The organism is Polyangium fumosum (genome assembly GCF_005144585.1).
Taxonomy (GTDB): Bacteria; Myxococcota_A; Polyangia; order Polyangiales; family Polyangiaceae; genus Polyangium; species Polyangium fumosum.
Genome location: NZ_SSMQ01000105.1, coordinates 1 through 16371, shown reverse-complemented (window position 1 = coordinate 16371; position 16371 = coordinate 1). Strand labels below are relative to the sequence as shown.

At 67.3% G+C, this 16371-nt stretch carries 14 protein-coding genes; 12 read left to right on the top strand and 2 right to left on the bottom strand.

Features of this window, described 5'->3' with window-relative positions; all coding sequences use genetic code 11:
• The first annotated feature begins 68 nt into the window (after positions 1-68).
• Positions 69-482: a hypothetical protein gene (locus E8A74_RS47950; protein ID WP_136935896.1), complete on the top strand. Its 414-nt coding sequence runs from the start codon at positions 69-71 to the stop codon at positions 480-482.
• 168 nt (positions 483-650) lie between these two features.
• Here the strand turns inward: E8A74_RS47950 and E8A74_RS47945 are convergent, their stop codons facing one another.
• Complete coding sequence (locus E8A74_RS47945) at positions 651-2519, bottom strand: radical SAM protein (protein WP_136935895.1); 1869 nt, start codon at positions 2517-2519, stop codon at positions 651-653.
• Between the two features lie 927 nt (positions 2520-3446).
• On the opposite strand from E8A74_RS47945, the gene E8A74_RS47940 reads away from it, so the two are divergent.
• The 5 genes from E8A74_RS47940 to E8A74_RS47920 are packed head-to-tail and all read left to right on the top strand — an operon-like array spanning position 3447 to position 6220.
• The gene (locus tag E8A74_RS47940; protein ID WP_136935894.1) at positions 3447-4082 is read left to right on the top strand and encodes a DUF2589 domain-containing protein; all 636 of its coding nucleotides are present in this window, start codon (positions 3447-3449) and stop codon (positions 4080-4082) included.
• 57 nt (positions 4083-4139) lie between these two features.
• Positions 4140-4430: a hypothetical protein gene (locus E8A74_RS47935; protein WP_136935893.1), complete on the top strand. Its 291-nt coding sequence runs from the start codon at positions 4140-4142 to the stop codon at positions 4428-4430.
• 9 nt (positions 4431-4439) lie between these two features.
• Positions 4440-4940: a DUF2589 domain-containing protein gene (locus E8A74_RS47930; protein WP_136935892.1), complete on the top strand. Its 501-nt coding sequence runs from the start codon at positions 4440-4442 to the stop codon at positions 4938-4940.
• Between the two features lie 44 nt (positions 4941-4984).
• Positions 4985-5233 (top strand): hypothetical protein, encoded by a 249-nt coding sequence (locus E8A74_RS47925; protein ID WP_136935891.1) that lies wholly within the window; start codon positions 4985-4987, stop codon positions 5231-5233.
• Between the two features lie 3 nt (positions 5234-5236).
• Positions 5237-6220, top strand: coding sequence for a hypothetical protein (locus E8A74_RS47920; RefSeq protein ID WP_136935890.1), 984 nt, complete (start codon positions 5237-5239; stop codon positions 6218-6220).
• Positions 6221-6288: 68 nt separating this feature from the next.
• Here the strand turns inward: E8A74_RS47920 and E8A74_RS47915 are convergent, their stop codons facing one another.
• Positions 6289-6771: a hypothetical protein gene (locus E8A74_RS47915; RefSeq protein WP_136935889.1), complete on the bottom strand. Its 483-nt coding sequence runs from the start codon at positions 6769-6771 to the stop codon at positions 6289-6291.
• Positions 6772-7172: 401 nt separating this feature from the next.
• Here E8A74_RS47915 and E8A74_RS47910 point away from each other — a divergent pair, with 401 nt between their 5' ends.
• The 6 genes from E8A74_RS47910 to E8A74_RS47885 all read left to right on the top strand — a co-directional run bounded on the left by E8A74_RS47910 (position 7173) and on the right by E8A74_RS47885 (position 16047).
• Positions 7173-9356: a HEAT repeat domain-containing protein gene (locus E8A74_RS47910; RefSeq protein WP_170229933.1), complete on the top strand. Its 2184-nt coding sequence runs from the start codon at positions 7173-7175 to the stop codon at positions 9354-9356.
• The gene (gene xseB / locus E8A74_RS47905) at positions 9353-9625 is read left to right on the top strand and encodes an exodeoxyribonuclease VII small subunit (protein ID WP_136935887.1); all 273 of its coding nucleotides are present in this window, start codon (positions 9353-9355) and stop codon (positions 9623-9625) included. Before E8A74_RS47910 ends, xseB begins: the two co-directional genes overlap by 4 nt.
• Before the next feature lie 9 nt (positions 9626-9634).
• On the top strand, positions 9635-10363 hold the full coding sequence (locus E8A74_RS47900) for a competence/damage-inducible protein A (protein WP_136935886.1): 729 nt from the start codon (positions 9635-9637) through the stop codon (positions 10361-10363).
• A 60-nt stretch (positions 10364-10423) separates the two neighbouring features.
• A complete protein-coding gene (locus tag E8A74_RS47895) occupies positions 10424-12409 on the top strand; it encodes an RNA-binding domain-containing protein (RefSeq protein WP_136935885.1) in 1986 nt (661 codons plus the stop codon).
• Between the two features lie 349 nt (positions 12410-12758).
• The gene (locus tag E8A74_RS47890; protein ID WP_136935884.1) at positions 12759-14615 is read left to right on the top strand and encodes an FAD-binding oxidoreductase; all 1857 of its coding nucleotides are present in this window, start codon (positions 12759-12761) and stop codon (positions 14613-14615) included.
• A gap of 16 nt (positions 14616-14631) precedes the next feature.
• The gene (locus E8A74_RS47885) at positions 14632-16047 is read left to right on the top strand and encodes a 1-acyl-sn-glycerol-3-phosphate acyltransferase (protein ID WP_136935883.1); all 1416 of its coding nucleotides are present in this window, start codon (positions 14632-14634) and stop codon (positions 16045-16047) included.
• Positions 16048-16371 lie beyond the last annotated feature (324 nt).

Genomic DNA, 16371 nt, shown 5'->3' with positions numbered 1-16371 from the left:
TTGTGATCGATGACGTGAGGTGGTTGACGAGCGAGGAGTTCGCGTAGGATGGTGGGTGGTCTGCCTCGATGGCGCAACACTGGTTCCACTTCACGACGACTCCGCCGGATCGGGTGACGATCGAGATCGGCGGTGCGCTCGGGGATCTGATCGCGGATGAGCTCACCGCGCAGGCCGTGGACGTGCTCGCCAACCAGGCGGGTACGAGGCTCGTGCTCATGGACATCCGTGGGCTCACCGATTTTACGGTGATGGCGCGCGTGGGCCTCGGGACGTGCCAGAAGCTGCTCCGGCGGCGGCAGATCCGGACGGCGTGGCTCGTCACGACGCCGCGGCAGCACGGCCTCGCGACGCTGGTCGCGCACAACGCCGCCGATGACGGGGCCGCCGTGTTTCAAACGGTCGCGCAGGCCGAGGCGTGGTTCGTGTCGAGCGGGGGCCGGCTCGAAGGCATGATGGCGCGCGCGAAGAAGCGCACCTGAGGCGGCGGCCGGCGGCGGGGACGCGAGGCGTCCCCCTCGGGACTAGCAGCCTGTGGACTTATCTGCTGCGCGCCCCGAATCGTCGGTCGACATCGCTCGAAATCCTTGAGGATTCCTCGCTCCGTCGCCCTAGCTTCGGGGCGCTCGCGACGATAATTCCACAGGCTGCTAGGACGGCACGATGGGCAAGCGGACGGCCTTCTTCCGCTCCTGCTTGGCGAGCTCGTGCTCCTTCACGGTGAGGGCATTCTCGAAGTCGGGCAGGGCGAGGTCCTTGTTTTTCGCGTAGATCGGGTGCCGGCCGTATTTGCGGTACCACTCGGCGACCGTGGCGTTCGCCTTGATCTTTTCGAGCACATTGCGCCAGCCCACGCCCGTGTTGTACGCGCAGAAGCTGATCTCGCCCATTTGCGTGCCGTAGGGGATGATGCACATCTCCGTCCGGCGGAAATCGTAATTGAAGAGATCCTGGAACCACATGCCGGCCACGAAGAGCACGCGCCACTCGTATTCCTTCGCGTCGCTCTCGCCCGCGTGCGCGGCGCCCGTCTGGCTCATGAATTGTTTCACGAGCGTCTTCACGTCGAATCCGGGCGGCGCCATCGAAGGCTTGTAATGGCGGAGGATGCTCGTCAGCACCTGCGCCTTCGTCCATTTCGAGCCCCGGCCCGCGTCGAAGATTGTCCGGAAATCCCGAAGGATCCCTTCCATGTCGAGGAACTCGAGCAAGGGGACCATCTGCTTCGTCTTCTTGTTGACGAAGAGCACGGTGCCGATGCCGCAGTTCGGGTGACACCCACAATTGAGCTGACCGAAATCCTTGTCCGGCCCGTCGAGCAGATCGACGACGTCGCCGAATGGCGCGAGCGCCGAGAGCGGGAACCAATCGCGCAAGGGCTCGGTCACGCCGGTCTGCGCCTTCACGTCGCGCGCGAGGTGGCTCAGCGTGTACCTCTGCTGTTCGCGCAGCTCGTCGGAGATGTCCTCGTCCCGCCCGGTGAAGCTCACGGGCTGGAAGCTCACGACCGTTACCTTGTCGGCGTTCTCGATCGCGAACTCGATGATCGGGCCGATCATGTCGTTGTTCACGCCATTGACGACCGTCACGACCAGGATGACGTCGATGCCCACCGCCGCGAGCTCCTCGATCGCCCGGAGCTTCACGTCGTAGAGGTTCGCGATCTTGCGGTGGCTGTTCGCCTCGTTCGTGACCCCGTCGAACTGGAGGTAGGCCATGCGCAGGCCCGCCTCCTTGCATTGCTGGGCGAAGCCGGGCTCCTGCGCGAAGCGCAGGCCATTCGTCGCGCATTGCACGGCGAAATACCCCTTCTTGCGGGCGTAGCGGATCGCGTCGAGGAAATGGGGCGAGAGCGTGGGCTCACCGCCGGAGAACTGGATCGACATCTGCCGCCGCGGCCGCACCTCGGCCGCGTCGTCGAGGATCTGCGTGACCTCCTCCCAGGAGAGCTCGTGCACGTAGCCGACCTGATTCGCGTCCATGAAGCACGGGTCGCACATCATGTTGCAGCGATTCGTGAGGTCGACCGTGAGCACCGAGCCGCGGCCGTACTGGATCGAGCTCGAACCGTGCTGGTGGATACGGTCGGGCGTCATCGCCACGTCGCGGCCCTGGAAGAGGCTCTCGATCCGCGCGAGGAATTTCGGATCGATGGAGAGCACGTCGCTCACGCGCCCGTGCTTCGGGCACTCCTTCTCCATCCGGATCTGGCCGTCGCGCTCGACGATCTGCGCCTTGATCTCCCCGGGCTTGTCCGTGACGAGCTTCGTCCAGTCCGCGTCGCCGCGCAGGATCTCCGCGCGCGCCTCCTTGACGCAGGTGGGGCACAGGCTGTCCGTCGTCCGCGGCCAGCCGAGCGGCGGCTTCGTCCGCTCCTTGCCGCGCGGGATGGGGCGATCACTCCATCGAGGTTGGAACGGCAAGGGCTCGGGGCCGAGCGAGTTCAGCCTTTGCATCACCGGCCAGACTCGGTTCGCGGAGGCCGTGACGAATTTCTCCAGGTGGCGCACGGACAACATCGATGCTGCTTTCCTCCTTGGTCCCGCCCGGGACGGGTGACGTAACGTAGTTGCCAGCCGCCAGCCCGACCAGCAATTTCGTTTCGTTCTGACGATACGGAATAGTGCTGCGCCGCGGCGATGTGGGCCGGCGAGCACGCCGACACGGCCGCGATGGGTCTTGACAGGGCGGAGGGACCTGGGGACGGGGGGCGCAGGCCGCGCGGCGCCCCGGCGTCGGTCTCGTGGAACGGTTGGGCGTGACGCGCGGGGCGTGCGGGAGCGGAGGCCCTCGTGGACGCGGGCGTGGGTGCGTCGCCGCGCGCGGGACGACCATCGATCGTGGCCGAAATTGCGCTGTCGAGTGACCATGGACGGGCGTGATCCGCGCCTGGAAACGGGCGGGTGGATCGGAGGTGATCCAGGGAGGGGCGCCGCGGGGGGTGCGTCCGAGCGCGATTGTGGATCGAATCCGCGGCGAAACGTGGTGTCGCGCGACGCGCCGATATCGTTGGTCGAGCCGTACGTGTCGATCCCCTCCGTTCGGCGCGAACGACGAGGGCGCCACTTCGGCGGAGAAATACGGCACATCTCGTTGTCAAACAGTTCGGCTCGGCGGGCCCGGAACGTACGAATTCGTCACGATTGCGTGAACGGGAGAAAATTTGTTGCGCCCGGACGCCGGCCGACCGTATCTCTAGGTCCACCGGCGGGCGGCCGATGACCGCAGCCGGGGCTCGCGACTCTTGGCTCGAGGGTCTGCGTCTCGCTGCTTTGCCGTGATTCGCGGGCGTGATCCCACGCGACGGCGACGTGTGTCGTGCGTGGGCGCCGTGAATCGTTCTTTTCCGGCCAAGGGGCGTATCTCGACCAGCTTGCCTTGTTCTTGCGGTGCTCCGGTGGTGCCTCTGTTTTCGGCGCCCGGCGGCATAAAAAAGGAGTCTTCCCATGGGCGATACAGGTTCCGGCGAAGCCACCGGCGGCGATCAACAAGCCGCGACGCAGCTCCTCAGCCAGATCCCCTTCGGGGCGATCATCGGCGGTCCGCTCGTCGCGGGCGTCGAAGCGCAGACCTTGGCGGCGAACGCCACGTTGAAGTACGTGCTGGGTGTCCTCTTTGGCCTGGACAAAGACGGCAACCCCCAGATGTCGACGGACGACAAGGCCCCGAAGACCGTCATGTCCGTCACGTTCACATTCACGAGGGGCGGCGAGACGGCGCAGCTCACGGTGCCGCTCTTGACCCTGGTACCGATTCCGTACCTGCTCGTCGAGACGATGGACATCAACTTCAAGGCGGCCATCAATGCCACGTCGAGCTTCGATACGAAGCAAAGCTCGGAGAGCTCGGGGGGCGGCGAGACCAGCGGATCCGTCGGCTTCCTCTTCGACAAGGTCAATTTCAAGGGGAGCTATTCGAGCAAGTCGGACTCGAGCTCGACGAGGGACTCGAAGTACTCCGTCGAGTACACGATCAACGTCAACGTGCACGCCACGGGGCACGACATGCCCGCGGGCACCTCGAAGGTGCTCAACATGTTGAACGACGCCATCAAGGCGGTGCCCGGGAAGCCGTCGACCTGAGCTGAACGAGGGCGATGGCCGCGATCTCCACCTGCTTGCGGTTCGGGGTGAGCGTCGATGCAGGAGCGAGTCGAGCGGATGGTCACCGCAGTGCTGCATGAAATCGAGCGAGGGCTCGCGCTCGTTCGCGTGCCTGCGCGCGAGCTTCCCGGAGCGCAGCAGGTGGAGCGTTTTCGTTCGAGCCTGCGCCCGACCCAGGTCGTGTGCACGTTCGAATGGCCGATCGCGGAGAAGGAACGAGCGGAGCTGGGGCCGTTCCTTTGGGTGAAGATGTCGATCGAGATCGACGCGTCGGGCGTGCCGCGGCTCCAGGGAGTCACGGCCGAAGCGCCCCACGCGAGCGTGTAGGAGTCCGTCATGCCGGAGAACACCGTTTCTCACATCCCGCTAAGTCAGCTCGTGGGGAGCCTCGTCCGCGACATCGTCGACGCGGATGGAATGGCCGCCAAGGCCACGTCGGACTTCATCCAGAATGTGGGCTTCGACGAGAAGGGCGAGCTGCGCACGGTGCAGTTCAGCTACCAGCAGGTCGTGCCGGGCGTGGGCGTCAAGCGATACACCGTCTCCGTACCGCTCTTGACGCTCGTCCCGATCCCCATTCTCGGCATCGACAAGGCGGAGATCTCGTTCACGACGAAGATCGTGGAGATGAGCCAGGGTGATTCACAAGCGCCGAAGCTGCTCGCGAAGATCGCGGCGGACGCGCAATCGAACAGCGACGCCACGTCCGAGACGACCAACATCAAGTTCACGCTGACGATGTCGCGCAGCGACGTGCCCGCGGGGATCACGGGCATCTTCGGGCTGCTCAGCAACAACATCCAGGTCACCGGGGCGCCCGCCTCCGGCCAAGAATAACGCAATCGCACGAACCAGGACCATCGAGCAAGGAGAGGATCGTCATGCTGCAAGGGTTGAAGGCTCAGTCCGACAATCATGGTTTCCCGTGCCCGTGCTGCAATTTCAAGATCAAGGCGACGATCGAGCAGATCCTGACCGGCAGCTCCATTTTTTGCGCGGGCTGCGGCCTGCAGCTCGACATCGATCGGCAGGGCTCGGCGCCGGCGATCGAGGCGCTGCAGACGTTGAACGAGGCCGTCGCGCAGGCCGAGGCCCAGGTGGCGAAGGCGAAGAAGCCCGGGGCGAGGTGAGCCATGCCCACGCTCGTGGACCTCATCAAGGGGGAAAGCCAGAGGAGCGACAAGGACAAGATCTTTGGCCCGGACTTCCAGACGCCGGCCGACTGGTCCAAGTACCTGGAGGATCAATTCGGGGATGGGAGTGAACCCGTGAGCGCGCTCCTCCGGTCGGCGGTGGACCGCGACGGGTTTCAGGCCCTGTACGTCGCGTGCTGGATCTATCAGCCCCTCGAAAAGGGCTCATTCATGATCGAGCTCGACAGTCCGGGGCAGGTGCGACAAGGGTACGACACGCTCCCGGACCGGTGGTCGAGCCACCTCGGCGAGCGTGGCAAGAGCGCGGGCGCCGGCTTTCTATTCCTCAAGGGATACAGCGAGCTCCTCGTGCAGATCGAAAGTCTCGGATCGGCCTCGTCGGCGCTGTTCCTGAAGTGCGAAGGACATGCCGCCATCTCGGTGAAGCACATGCTGAGCTTCTTCACCAAGAAGATCACCGGCGCGGGCAATACCGCCAGCAAATCCCTCCAGGCGCAGGGGAAGGACCCCGAGAGCGTGGTCGAGCCGCGCGCGGCCGAGAATTACAGCAAGGCGTACGAAAAGCTCCTCAAGGCGGTGGGCTTGAAGCCCAAGGACACGATGAACACGGTCCCGAACGTCGCGTCCGCGATGTGGAAGTACCTCGCGGCGCGCGAGAGCCATACCCTCACCGCGTATTCGACTGGCGGCGGGCCGCGGGACGCCTCCGCTGTGGCGAACCTCCGGGGCGTGAAGCTCGCGGAATGCCTGGACAAGCTCCGCGGCGCGGCGACGAACGACCTCGGGCCCAAAGACAAGCTGCGCGTGGCCGTGCTCGGGGCCAAGAACGATCTCGACACGATCCAAGCGAACCTGAAGACCGATCCCGCGGGGACGCAGCGCGTCTTCGCCGAGGTCAAGGTGACGCCGAGGCAACTCGACGAGCGCCTCCGCGACTTCCGGGCCGCGCTCGCGCGGGGCTAGAATGGGCGACCGCGCGGGCCCTGGTGCACGCAGGGACCGCGCGGCGGGGGGACGTTCGCGAAGGGTCGTCAGGGGCAGCAGTAGCTGCACTCGGCCTCGGCCTCGGCCGCGCAGTAGGCGTAGGCATTGATCTCGCTGCTACACGCGAGGGCTGCCTCCACCGAGCAGGACGCCTCCACCTCGGCCTCGCAAGCCACGGAGGCGAGCACGACGAGGCCCAGGCCCACCCCCGCGCGACACTCGGCCTCGCACATCGACTCGACGCCGTCGCCGTACCCGGCGTTGTGGGCCTTGCACTCGGTCACACACATCGCCTCGGCATTGATGCAAAGCTGAAGGCCGATTTGTATCGAGCAATCCACGTCGAGAGATGCCTCGCAGCAGGCCGCGACATGGGCCTCGCAATCGACAGCGGCTTCGAGCTCGGCCAAACACGTGGCCTCGACGCTGGCCTTACACTCCGCGCAGACGTCCGTGGTGGCGGACGCAGCGCCGGCAGCGAAAAGCGAAACCGCGAAAGCGAGCGCGCCCACGAAGAACGAGTTACGCATGAGATTCAACCTCCCTCGGTGGACCGGAGATCCTTGGCGGTCGCATTGACCCTAAGCAGCTTGCATACCGTGGACATAGGGAACAAAGGGGACAGCCGAGCGCGCATGGAATCTGGAATGACCACTGGGTTGTTGTCCAGGGCCCCTCGTTTCAGCGAGGGCGACGGACATCCGGGAGTTTCTGTGCATCAAGGAATCATGGGGCGTGCAGTCGTGGCGCGGTTCGTTGCGGACGCATCCGGGGGCGTCCGAGGCGCCCGCGCGGCCAGGTAGGGAGAGCTGGGAAGGGGCGTGGGGGCGCTCGCAGGCGCTCGGAGGTCCCGGGGATCCCGTCATGGGCGTAGAACCCCCCGAGGATGAGGCGTGACAAGCCAGCGTCCCTCGCCGATAGTTGCGCCGCGATGTCTCGCTGCTCCCGGGCCCTCACGGCGCTCTCCTTTGCTGCCCTTTCGTTCGTCGCGTCCTCGCTCCTGCCTGCCCGCGCCGAGGCCCAAGGGCTCGCCGTGGGCGTGTCGCGCAAGGCCGTCGTCGAGGAGGCCGAGGAGGCCGAGGCCCCGGGCCGCGGGACGCTGCGTGGCTTGTTCGGTATCCCCGTGGCCGAGCGGCTGCTCGTGTCGGGGTCGGTCGAGGGGCGACTGCGCGGCGTGCGCAGGCTCGGCGCGATCGGGACCCCCGAGGCGATCGACGCCCTGACGAACGCGTTCGAGCAGTCGTCGATCCTCACGCGCGACGGGCGCACGCGGCTCGAAGGCATCCGGATCCTCGCGGCGCACGCCGATCGCGAGGCGGTGCGGCCGCTGCTCGTCCGGGAATTGACCGAAGGCGGGCCCGAGGCGCGCGCGGCTTCGCACGGAGGGCTCGTGCGCGGGGCCGCGGCACTCGCGCTCGCGAAGAGCCGCGACAAGAAGGCCACGTCGGCGCTCGTGGGCGCGGTGCTGCAAGGCGGGCCGGGTGGAGAGGCCGCGTCGGCGGCGCTCGTGGTGCATCCGCCTTCGTCGATCGCGCCGCTGCTCGAAGGGCGTCGCCGCATCGAGCCGGCCCTCGCCGCGCTGCTCGGCGACCTCGGGGACGTGCGGGCGATCCCGCGGCTGCGGCTGGCGCTCGAAGACGTGGATCTGGCCTACCGCGCGGCCGCGGCGCTCGCGCTCGCGCGGCTCGGGGACACGAGCGCGCAAGCCGCGGCGCGCACGTGGGTGAAGACCGACGACGTGAAGCAGAAGCGCGCGGGCGCCGAGGTGCTCGCGCGGCTCGGCGTGGAAGGCGCGTCCGAGGCGATCGCGGCGCTGCTCGCGGCCGGCCCGACGCGCCTCGACGGCGTGCGCCTCGCGCTCGCCGCGCCCTCGCCTGCGCTCGTCAAACCCCTCGTCGCGGCGCTCGATGCGCTCGACGGAGACGATCGGGAGCAAGCCATCGCGGCGATCGGGCGGGCCGGCGGGTCGGAGGCGGCGACGGCGTTGCTCGCGCAGCTCGGCAAACCCGAACATGCGACGGCTGCGGCGTTCGCGCTGGCGCGGATGCCGGGCAAGGGCGCGCGCGCGGCGCTGGAACGGGCGCTCGGCAGCACGTCCGCGAAGAAGGGCGCGCCTCGCCGGTTGATCACGCGCGCGGCGCTCGTGCGTTGGCTCGTGCTCGGGGACGAGCCGAACGGCCTCGCCGACGCGCTCGTGGCCATGGCGAACGAGAAAGACCCGGCCGACCGCGCCGTGGGCGCCTTTGGTCAGGTCGCGACGGGCCGCACGAGCGTGCGCGCCGCGCTCGACGCCGCGTGCCCCGAGAAACGCCCGTGCGACGTGGCGATCGTGGCCGCGGTGGCGCGCGCCTCGCTCGCGCGCGCGGCGATCGGCAAGGACGACGCGCCGGCGGAGCTCGCGCGCGTGTTCGGCGCGAACGCGAAGGCGATGGGGAAGGGGGACGCTCCTTCGGCGATCGAGGTCGCGGCGGGCGTCGCGCTCCTCGCCGATCCGAGCGGCGCGGGCCTGCCGACGGCGGTCCTCGCGCGCTGGGCCGAAGGCGAAAGCCCGCTCGCCCCGCTCGCCGCGCGCGCCTTGCCGAGCCGCGACGACGAGGCGATCCGCGGCCGCATCAAGCGCTTGCTCGCGGGCACCGATCCGGTCATCCGCGCGCACACGGCGCTCGGCCTCGCGCTCGATCCGGAGCCGGACGCGATCTCGCTCCTCGCGAATGCCTACCGCTTCGAGGAGGACCCGACCGTGCGCCGCGCCGTCGTGCGCGCCCTCTCCATGCGCCGCGAGCCCTTGCGCGCAGCGACGCTCGAGCTCGCGCGCGACCTCGATCCGGACGACCAGGTCCGCGCCTTGGCCCGCGCGGCTTTGTCCGGCCGCACGCTTGTCCCGGCGCTCGCCGTGTCGGCCGGCCCGGTCGCGTGGGTCTCGCTCGTCGCGAACGCGCCGGGGGCGCTCCCGTCGATCCAGGGCCGCGCGGCGCGCCTCGTCCGTTCGGACGGCGTGGCTGTGCCGATCGTGGCGGATCCAGACGGCGTGGTGCTCGTCCCGGGCCTGCCGGACGGCCCTGCCGCGCTCACGCTTGCGCCCGAGGCCATCCCGGGGGACGCTGGGTCGCCATGAGCCAAGAGACGGCTTCGATCACCAAGCCTGCCGCGCCGGAGCAGGCGTCCGTGCTCTCGTTCGAGGAGTCCACGCGGAGGCTCTCCGCCATCGTGGAGGAGCTCGAAGGCGGGGAGCTGCCGCTCGAGCGCTCGCTCGCGCTCTTCGAGGAGGGCGTACGCCTGGCGCGCGCGGCGAAGGAGCGGCTCGACCGGGCCGAGCGCCGGGTCGAGGAGCTCCTCGGCATCGACGCGCAGGGCAAGCCCATCGTGCGCGAGTTCGAGAGCTAGGAGGCTCCCGTGCGAACGGCGGCGGCGCTCATCATCGGCAACGAGCTGCTCAGCGGCAAGATCGCGGACGCGAACATCGTCGTCCTCGCGCGGGCCCTGCGCTCGCTCGGCGTGGTCTTCCGGCGCGTGGTGATGGTGCTCGACGAGAGCGACGTCATCGCCGAGGAAGTGCGGACGCTCTCGAAGACGCACGACTGGCTCTTCACCTCGGGCGGGGTCGGCCCGACGCACGACGACGTGACGATCGACGGCGTGGCGCGGGCGTTCGACACGCACGTGGTGATCGAGCCGTCGATGGAGGCGATGCTGCGGGCCTACTACGGCGACAAGCTGACCGAGGGGCACCTCTTGATGGCGCGTATGCCGCACGGCGCGCGCCTCGCCGCGTCGAAGTCGATGCCGTGGCCGACGGTCGTGATGAACAACGTATGGATCCTGCCGGGGGTCCCGGAGATCTTCCAGGCGAAGATCCCGCTGATCCGGGAGGAGCTCGGCGCCGACGTGCCTTTCGTCTCGCACGCGGTGTTCACGACGCTCGACGAGGGCACGATCAAGCCGATGCTCGACCGCGTGGTCTCGGAGCACCCGGACGTGGAGATCGGCTCGTACCCGCGGTGGAGCGGGCTCGAATACAAGACGAAGCTGACGTTCGACGGGCTCGACGTGGAGAAGGTGCGGACGGCGCGGGACGCGTTCGCGGCGAGCTTGCCGGAAGAGGCGGTCGTTCGGGTGGAGTGAGGACTCCCGGGGCTTGCTTGTCCCGTGGGAGCCCCTCATGTATTTCCCCCTGCAGGCGCCATGTCCTTCATCCTGCCGATCAACATCGACGATCTGCTCCATTTCCGAGGAGTCGAATCCAGCCGCATCGAGTTCAAGGCATCCTGGGACGAGAAATATACGGGCTCGCAGGTTCTGCGGACGATCTGCGCGTTTGCGAACGACCTGCAAAATCTGAATGGCGGTTACGTCGTCCTGGGCGTGGAAGCGCCGGATGGGGTGGCGATCTTGCCTCCGAAAGGCCTCGCTCCCGAGAGCCTCGAGAAGATTCAGACTTTCATCACCGGCAGGTGCCGTACGTTCTCTCCCGAATACACGCCGGTCCTGTCGCCGGAGGTCGTCGACGGTAAGCACATTCTCGTGATTTGGGCGCGCGGCGGCCAGGACAGGCCTTATCAGGCGCCTGAATCCATCGAGAAGGGTGCTCCTCGCCATTATTACGTGCGTACCGACGACCAGACGAAGCAAGCGACCGGGAGCATCCTCACGAGCCTGATGCAGATGACGGCGAAGGTGCCGTTCGACGATCGTCGCGCGTTCGGCGTGCCCATCGAAAAGCTTCGAGAGTCCCGGGTGCGCGAGTTTTTGAGCGACATCGGAAGTGACCTGATTCAGGAGCCGGACGCCAGGGCGATCTACCGCCGCATGTTCATCTCGGCGCGTTCGAATGGGCACGAGGAGCCGTTGAACGTAGGGCTCCTGTTTTTTTCGGACGACCCGGAGGAGTGGTTTCGCGGAGCGAGGATCGAGGTCGTCGAGTTTGCGGGTGAGGGAGACGTCCTGGCCGAGCAGGTTTTTCGCGGGCCGCTTCATGAGCAGACTCGCGCTGCGCTCAGACACCTGCAAGCCATGTCCGTGCACCACCTCGAGAAGCAGCGCGATACACCCGAGGTCAAGGGATGGGTGAGTTATCCTTTCCCGGCGCTCAAAGAGGCGCTCGTCAACGCCATCTACCATCGAGGTTACGAGGGGACCGTCGAGCCCACGAAGGTGTACCTCTACCCGGATCGAATGGAGGTCATAAGTTATCCGGGGCCGCAGCCGGGTCTCCAGACGCAGCACCTACGCCCGGGAGCTCAGGTGCCGCCCGTTCCTGCACGAAATCGTCGCATCGGCGAGCTGCTCAAGGAGCTGGGCCTCGCAGAGGGGCGAGGTACGGGGATCCCCAGGGTGTTCCGCTCCATGGAACAAAACGGGTCGCCGGAGCCAATCTTCGATTTCGATGACGTACGGTCCTATTTCCGTGTCACGCTACCCGTTCATCCCGAATACTTGGCGATCCTCGCGCTTCGAGACGTGGCCCTTTTGCGTGCGGTGGGCGACCGCCCTGGGGCCACGAGGCGCCTCATGTCGGCGTTCAACGCCATCCCCGGCTCGGGAGCCGTCGCGGCCGAGCTCATCTCGGAGCTTTGTCGGCAGGGAGAGCTCGCGAAGGCCCGGGAGGTCTATGATCGCTTCTTCAGCGCGCCTGCTCGTGGCGGGGAGGGACGCGTGGTTGCGGCCATGTCAACCGGCTACCTGGATGCGAAGCGAGAAGCGGAGGCGAAGGCCGTCCTCGATCGGCTCCCGGAGGTACTGACGGCCACCGAAGCCATGGATGCCGCGATCCTCGAACGTCGTGTGGGCCGGCAAAAGCGTGCGCATCTCTTCTTCGAGAAGGCCGGGGGCGCCCTCCAGACCGATCCTCGCGCCTTGCTCGAGTTCGCGCAGACGAAAATACGGCTCGCAGGGGAGCTCCTGCGCGACAGAAGTCGAGATCGCTTCAAAGACGATGCTCGCGCGCGCTTGTTGCGGGATGCGCGCGACATGCTCCGGCGCGTGCTCCAGATGGACACTGCGCGCACGAGGCATGCGTGGGCGTCGTACGAACTCGGCCGGGTGCTCCGTTGGCTCGGTGCACCCGCAACGGAGGTTCGCCAGGCGCTCGAGGACGCGGTGAAGCTCGCGCCCGAGGAGCCGCGTTTCCAGGAGGAGCTCGCCAGGACCGGCGGTGGGCACGAGGCCTGAGCGATACGCCACGGCCCCCGCCGTCCCCACCGACCTGAAACCGCAACGCGTATCGGCTGCGGTCCTCCCTCCCACGACCTCCCCCCCATGACCTCCCTCGGCGCGCCGTTTGCGCGTGGCGGCGTGGATGTCCGCGAACGGCGTTTCGCAGGCCGCCACATCGAATGCGCATCTTCGGGGATTCGCGCGCGGAATGGGCCGCAGAAGATGCCGCGATGCAGCACGGCCACCTCATCATTCATTGCGTGGCACGATGCATGGTCTCTGTGCTACACGTCCGACCCGCCTCGCTGCGCGAAAGGCTTTCGCTTGAGGCCCCCTCCTTTCCGAGCAACATCCTGCGACCACCATGGCACACGACAACCGCGACAACGCATCCGGCTCGACCCTCCCTCCGCGCGGCGCACGCGCCCCGAGCACGCGCATCATCCCGAGCCCCGCGCCGCTGCCCAAAGACGACGAGAGCCTCGATGGCTGGGGCTTCGCCGATACGCGTTTCGTCGTGAAACCGAACGGCAACGTCGTGCTCACCGGTCGCCGCTACAACATCAGCAATGTCGACCTCCCTTCGCTCTTGCCGTGGATCTCGGCCACGCTCTCCGCGCCGCTCTCCTACGGCAATCGCAATGAGCCGCATTATCCCCCGCCCGTCCCCGAGGCCCAGGATGCGAGCGCCGTCATCGCCGCGCTGAAAGGCTTCCTCAAGGACGATCAGATTTCGAGCGATCCGCTCGTCCGCCTGCGCCGCGGCCACGGGCACACCGGCGCCGAGATCTGGGCCATCCGTTACGAGCGCCTCGAGCGCGTGCCCGATCTCGTCGTCTTTCCGACGTCGCACGACGAGGTCGTGAAGCTGACGGAGGTCGCGAAGGAGCACGGCGCGTGCCTCATTCCGTTCGGCGGCGGCACGAACGTCACGGATGCGTTGCGCCTGTCGATCGACGAAAAGCGCGTCGTCATTGCCGTCGACATGCGCCGCATGAACAAGGTCCTCTGGATCGACCCCACGAACCGCATGGCCTGCATCGAGGCCGGCGCGACGGGCCGGCACATCGTCGCCGAGCTGGCGAAGCACGGGCTCACCATGGGGCACGAGCCCGACAGCCTCGAATTCTCGACGCTCGGCGGATGGATCGCGACCAACGCGAGCGGCATGAAGAAGAACCGCTATGGCAACATCGAGGACCTCGTCCTCGATATGCAGGTCGTCACCGCGCGTGGCGTCGTCGAGCGGCCGCAGGTGGCGCCGCGCGAGAGCATCGGCACGAATCCGCGGAACTTCATGTTCGGGAGCGAGGGCAACTACGGCATCATCACGACCGCCATCGTCAAGCTCTTCCCCGTGCCCGAGGTGCAGCGTTACGGCAGCGTCATTTTCCCCGACCTCGAACGCGGACTCGCCTTCCTCTACGACCTCCAGCAGGCCGGCGCCGTGCCCGCGAGCGTGCGCGTCATGGATAACACGCAGTTTCATTTCGGTCAGGCGCTCAAGCCGAAGAAATCAGGGCTCCTGGCGCACGCGAAGAGCCGCGCGGAGCAGCTCCTCGTCACCAAGATCAAGGGTTTTGACCCGCACCAGCTCGCCGTCGCGACGATCGTGTTCGAAGGGACGAAAGACGAGGTCGAGTTCCAGGAAAAGACGTTGTACCGCATCGCCAAGCAGCACGGCGGCTTGAAGGCCGGCGCGGCGAACGGCGAGCGCGGCTATCAGCTCACGTTCGGCATTGCGTACATCCGCGACCTCACGTTCGAGCATTGGGCGATCGCCGAGAGCTTCGAGACGAGCGTGCCGTGGAGCTGCGCGCTCGAGCTTTACGATCGGGTCCACAAGCGCGTGCTGCGCGAGCACGAGCAGCGGCGCTTGCCGGGCAAGCCCTTCTTCACCGGGCGTATCACGCAGGTGTATCCGACGGGCGTCTGCATTTACTTCTACCTCGGCTTTTACGCGAAGGGCGTTGAAGACCCGGTGCGCCAATACAGCGAGATGGAGCACGCCGCGCGGGAGGAGATCCTCGCGGCCGGGGGCTCGCTCTCCCACCATCACGGCGTCGGCAAGATCCGGCAGGACTTCGTGAAGGAAATCTACTCGGAGGGCGCGCGCGCGTTCATGCGCGACGTCAAGCAGGCCGTCGACCCGGACAACCTGTTCGGCGCAGGGAACCACGGCGTCCTCGGCGAGGTGAAGCTGGGTCACGGCGAAGGGTAATCGAGGAGGCGCTGCCATGAAGGAAACGGAGCAGACGCTCGCGGGGCGTGACCACGACGACGGCAACCAGGACCTGCCGTGGACCCTGTCGCGGAGGCCGGGCAACTGGGCGATCGGCACGCTCGCCTATGGGCTGCGCAAGACGCTGCGGAAATGCACGTCGGTCGTGACGTTCGACCGCCGCTCGTTCCGCCGCGCGGTGGACGCGGCCCCGACGGACGCGCTCTTCGTCCTCGCGCCTTCGCACCGCAGCTATTTCGATTTCCTCCTCGGCAGCTACCTCTGTTTCCAGCACCCGGAACTCGGCATCCCGGTCCCGCACATCGCCGCGGCCGAGGAGTTCTCGAACATCCCGCTCATCGGGCGCTTGCTCGAACAATCCCAGGCGTTTTACGTGCGCCGGGGCGTCGGCAAGGAGGTGCGCGAGGTGAGCTACAAGCTCGAGCGGCTCGTCGCGCGCGGCGCGTCCGTGATGTTCTTCGTCGAGGGGCAACGCAGCCGCGCGCGGCGGGCGCTGCCCCCTCGGCGAGGGCTTTTGCGGGCGCTGCAAGCGACGGGACGGCGTTTCGTCGTGTTGCCCATCGCGATTTCGTACGATCGTGTCCCCGAGGAGGGCGCCTTCGAGGGAGAACTCGGGGGCGGCGCGCGTCCGCCGATGTCGCTCACCGCGACGCTCGAATGGCTTGCGCAGATGGCGCGCGACGAGGTGCAGCTCGGCCGTGTCCATATCGCCTGCGGCGCGCCACTCACGCTGGAGCCCTCGACGGAGGTGCAGTCGCTTGCTCGCGCGATCGTCGCCGAGCAGGTCCGCCAGACGACGGTGTCGAGCTTCCATTTGCGCATGTTTCTCGGTCACGCGGAGGTCGAAGGCGTGGACGAGGCGTGGCTCGCGGCGGCTCTGCGTCGCCGGGGGGCATGTGTGCTGGAGAGTGATCTGGAGGCCCCGCACCTCGCGTCGCCTGTGCTCCAGCAATCGCTGCGGAACCAGTGGATGCACTGGTTCCATGGCGATGCGCGTGTGCTCCTTGGGCACCATGTCGCGGTGCGGGATCATCTCGCGCGGCATCAGTGGCTGGATGCGGGGACGGCTGAGGACGTGCGCGATGTGCGCGTGCAGCGTGTCGTCGAGGCGTTGTTCGAGCCGATCGCGCTGGATTACGCGCTCGTCACGCACCAGTTGGGCGAGCCCGATCGTGCGCTGGAACACGTGAGCCCGAAGGCGCTCGTCGCGGCGTACCCGGCGGCGCATCTGCCGACGGTTGGGGATGTGTATGCGGCGCTGGGGGAGCGCGGGATCCTCGTGGAGGCGGAGCCCGGTCGGTACGGGTGGGGGCCGGCGGCGCAGGAGATCCATGTGCTGCGTGCCGAGACGCGGGCGAAGCTCCGGGCGCCGGGGAGTCTGCGTTCGGACGACGCGCACGCCATGGCGTGACGCACATCACGTCCGGTCCTCCCTCCTACGACCGGAAGCGATACGCGTATCGGTTTGGGTCCTCCCTCCTACGACCGGAAGCGATACGCGTATCGGTTTGGGTCCTCCCCCCTACGACCGGAAGCGATGCGCGTATCGGTTTGGGTCCTCCCTCCTACGACCTGGACCGATACGCGTATCGGTTTGGGTCCTCCCCCCTAGAGCAACAAACGGTTCAATTCCACCTGAAGTTACGCGGCCTTGGCCAGCTCGCCCTCACGACGCTGGATGACCTCCAGGTTCAGCAGGATCCCATATCGGCGTAGGTCGAAGACATTGTTTCGG